A 3,821-nucleotide genomic window follows, 5' to 3' on the forward strand; every position below is an offset into this window, starting at 1 on the left:
ACCATCCTCAACCTGATCCCGTCGAACATCTTCGCGGCCATGGCTCGCGGCGAAATGCTGCCGATCATCTTCTTCTCCGTACTGTTCGGTCTCGGCCTGTCGAGCCTGCAGTCGGACCTGCGCGAGCCGCTGGTGAAGATGTTCCAGGGCGTTTCGGAAAGCATGTTCAAAGTCACCCACATGATCATGAACTACGCTCCGATTGGCGTATTCGCACTGATCGCGGTGACCGTCGCCAACTTCGGCTTCGCTTCGCTGTTGCCGCTGGCAAAACTGGTGATCCTGGTTTATGTCGCCATCGCCTTCTTCGCCTTCGTCGTGCTGGGCCTGATCGCCAAGCTGTTCGGCTTCTCGGTGCTCAAGCTGATGCGCATCTTCAAGGATGAGCTGGTGCTGGCCTACTCCACCGCTTCTTCGGAAACCGTGCTGCCACGGGTAATCGAGAAGATGGAAGCCTATGGCGCGCCGAAAGCCATCTGCAGCTTCGTGGTACCGACCGGTTACTCGTTCAACCTCGACGGCTCGACCCTGTACCAGTCGATCGCGGCGATCTTCATTGCCCAGCTGTATGGCATCGACCTGTCGATCAGCCAGCAACTGCTGCTGGTGCTGACCCTGATGGTCACCTCCAAAGGTATCGCCGGCGTACCGGGCGTGTCTTTCGTGGTGCTGCTGGCCACTTTGGGCAGCGTTGGCATCCCGCTGGAAGGCCTGGCGTTCATCGCCGGTGTCGACCGCATCATGGACATGGCGCGTACCGCACTGAACGTGATCGGTAACGCCCTGGCGGTGCTGGTCATCGCGCGCTGGGAAGGCATGTACGACGACGCCAAGGGCGAGCGCTACTGGAACTCCCTGCCGCACTGGCGCAGCAAGGAAAAACTGCCGGCGGGCGAGATTTCCAAGAACTGACACCCCCCTGTAGGAGCTGCCGCAGGCTGCGATCTTTTGATCTTGCTTTTAAAAAACAAAATCAAAAGATCGCAGCCTTCGGCAGCTCCTACAGTAGATTGAGGCCACCCAGTAAATCGGGGGGCGGCAGATCCATACGAACCCCGGAGCAATCCGGGGTTTGTCGTTTCTGGCGACCCCGCTATCATTCGCCGCATTCTTCGGGGGATTTGACTGATGCTTAATGGCCTGTGGCTTGGCTTCTTCATCGTTGCAGCCGTGTCGGCGCTGGCGCAGTGGCTGATCGGCGGCAACGCCGGGATCTTCGCGGCGATGGTGGAAAGCATTTTCGCCATGGCCAAGCTGTCGGTCGAAGTCATGGTGCTGCTATTCGGCACCCTCACCCTGTGGCTGGGCTTTCTGCGCATCGCCGAGAAAGCCGGAATCGTCGAGTGGCTGGCCAAGGTCCTAGGCCCGCTGTTTCTGCGGCTGATGCCGGAAGTCCCGCCCGGCCACCCTGCCCTTGGCCTGATCACGCTGAACTTTGCCGCCAACGGTCTGGGCCTGGACAACGCCGCCACACCCATCGGCCTGAAAGCCATGAAAGCGTTGCAGGAGCTCAATCCCAGCGCCACCATCGCCAGCAACGCGCAGATCCTCTTTCTGGTGCTCAACGCCTCGTCGCTGACCCTGCTGCCCGTGACCATCTTCATGTACCGCGCCCAGCAAGGCGCGCCGGATCCGACGCTGGTGTTCCTGCCGATTCTGCTGGCGACCAGTTGCTCGACTATCGTCGGTTTTCTCTCCGTAGCTTTCATGCAACGCCTGCGCATCTGGGACCCGGTGGTGCTCGCCTATCTGCTGCCCGGCGCGCTGATCCTTGGCGGCTTCATGGCGCTGCTCGGCACGCTTTCCGCGACAGCGCTGGCGGGATTGTCGTCGATCCTCGGCAATCTCACGCTGTTCGGCCTGATCATGCTGTTTCTGCTGATCGGCGCGCTGCGCAAGGTCAAGGTGTACGAAGCGTTCGTCGAAGGCGCGAAAGAAGGCTTCGATGTGGCGAAGAACCTCTTGCCGTATCTGGTCGCGATGCTCTGTGCGGTTGGCGTGCTGCGCGCCTCTGGTGCGCTGGATTTCGGCCTGGACGGCATTCGCCATCTGGTCGAGTGGGCGGGTTGGGATACGCGCTTCGTCGATGCGCTGCCGACGGCGATGGTCAAACCGTTTTCCGGCAGCGCCGCGCGGGCGATGCTCATCGAGACCATGCAGACTTCCGGCGTCGACAGCTTCCCGGCGCTGGTCGCGGCGACGGTGCAGGGCAGTACCGAAACCACGTTCTATGTGCTGGCGGTGTACTTCGGCGCGGTGGGGATTCAACGCGCACGGCACGCGGTGGGGTGTGCGTTGCTGGCGGAGTTTGCCGGAGTGATCGGCGCTATCGCTGTCTGCTACTGGTTCTTTGGTTGATAAAGAACCCTGTGGGAGCTGGCTTGCCAGCGATGAGGGAAGCACATCCGAAATATCTGGTAGCTGACACACCGCCATCGCGGGCAAGCCCGCTCCCACAGGGATTGTGTTGGGCTTAAGGCCTTTGGGGGGCCAGTTTCTGCCCTTGCTCCACGGCCCATGTCACAACCTTGGCCGTAAGGCGATCACTGGCCTTACCAAAGCCGGCGACCACCGCTGGCACCTGCACATCATTCAGCGACTGGCGCTCTTCAAAACGGCGGCTGGCGAGGATGCGCTGGTCGTAACCACGCACCAGCAACGCATCGACCCGCACCACGACGCCGGCCTGGGTGCCCTGATATTCGGTCTGAAACGCCTGCAAACTGCCGCCCAGCTCCAGATCCGCCTGGAAGTTGCTGTCGTCGGTGCTCAGCAGCGTCACCCGACCATCACGCTGGAATCCATCGAGCAGGCGATTGCGCAGCAGCACCGGCGCCGGATCACTCCAGCGCGAGCCTTTGTAGCTGCTGATCACATCGCCCTGCGGGATAACGGCAATGCTCGGCCGGTTCAGTGCTTCGCTGGCCTGCAATTTATCCAAGCGCAGCGACCACGACTGCGTCGTCGCCGGGCTGGCCGAGACGGGTGCCGGTGCAGCGGGCAGGCGGTAGACGTCCGAGGGTTCCGACTTGGGCAAGATCGAGCACGCGCCGATCAGGGTCAGGCCAGCGCCGAGCAGGGCGATTCGAGTCAGCTTCATGGGGTGAATTCCTTGTTCTTGTCGCTGCCCAGCAGGTAGCCGCTGGGGTTGGCCTCAAGGCGTTGGGAAATGGCGCGCAGCGAGGTCAGCGTCTCGCGCAGTTCGCGAATCGCCGGAGCCAGGCCGTTGAGGCCCTGCATGCCGTTATCCAGCGAATTCTGGTTTTTACTGAGCAAGCCGTTGATGGTCACGCTGCTTTGCTCCAGCGACTTCATCGCCTGTTCGGCACTGCCCAAGGCCTGCTTGCCCTGATCGTTAAGCAGGCCATTGGCGTTGCGCATCAACAGTGAGGTCTGCTCGAGCATGCTGCCGGCCTGTTTGCCGACGGTCGCCAGTTGCTGCATGGCTTGTTTGATGTCGCCGCGCTGGTCGTTGATGGTGCCGGTGGTCTGTTCCAGATGGGCAAGGGTCTTGCTCACACGCTCGACGTTTTCCGCGGAGAACATGTGGTTGGCGTTTTGCAGCAGGGCGCTGATGCCGGTCATCAAGTCGCTGCTGTCGTTGAGCAGACGTGAGATAGGCGAGGGCGAGGCGACCAGCGTTGGCAACTTGCCGTCATGCCCGCGCAGTTTCGGGCTCTCGGGTGTGCCGCCGCTGAGCTGGATGATCGACGTGCCAGTAATGCCGGTCAGTGCCAGCTTGGCCTGGGTGTCTTCCTTGACCGGGGTGTCGCCCGCCAGACGAATCCGCGCCAGCACCCGGCGCGGGTCCTGCGGGTCGA

The 3,821-nt window shown here is 61.9% G+C and carries 4 protein-coding genes; 2 read left to right on the forward strand and 2 right to left on the reverse strand.

The window, feature by feature from the left end:
* Window positions 1-912 (forward strand): cation:dicarboxylase symporter family transporter (locus D8U60_RS07265; RefSeq protein ID WP_130899820.1); only part of this gene is annotated, 912 nt, incomplete at its 5' end.
* 216 nt (window positions 913-1,128) lie between these two features.
* Window positions 1,129-2,358 carry a spore maturation protein gene (locus D8U60_RS07275; protein WP_130899821.1) on the forward strand — a complete coding sequence of 410 codons (1,230 nt, stop codon included), beginning with the start codon at window positions 1,129-1,131 and terminating at the stop codon, window positions 2,356-2,358.
* Between the two features lie 115 nt (window positions 2,359-2,473).
* Here D8U60_RS07275 and D8U60_RS07280 read toward each other — a convergent pair whose 3' ends face one another.
* Both D8U60_RS07280 and D8U60_RS07285 read right to left on the reverse strand, forming a co-directional pair.
* The gene (locus D8U60_RS07280) at window positions 2,474-3,100 is read right to left on the reverse strand and encodes an ABC-type transport auxiliary lipoprotein family protein (protein WP_130899822.1); all 627 of its coding nucleotides are present in this window, start codon (window positions 3,098-3,100) and stop codon (window positions 2,474-2,476) included.
* A partial coding sequence (locus D8U60_RS07285) for an MCE family protein (RefSeq protein WP_130899823.1) occupies window positions 3,097-3,821 on the reverse strand: 725 nt, incomplete at its 5' end. The genes D8U60_RS07280 and D8U60_RS07285, both read right to left, overlap by 4 nt.

It is taken from the genome of Pseudomonas sp. Sample_11 (assembly GCF_004307505.1).
GTDB lineage: Bacteria > Pseudomonadota > Gammaproteobacteria > Pseudomonadales > Pseudomonadaceae > Aquipseudomonas > Aquipseudomonas atacamensis.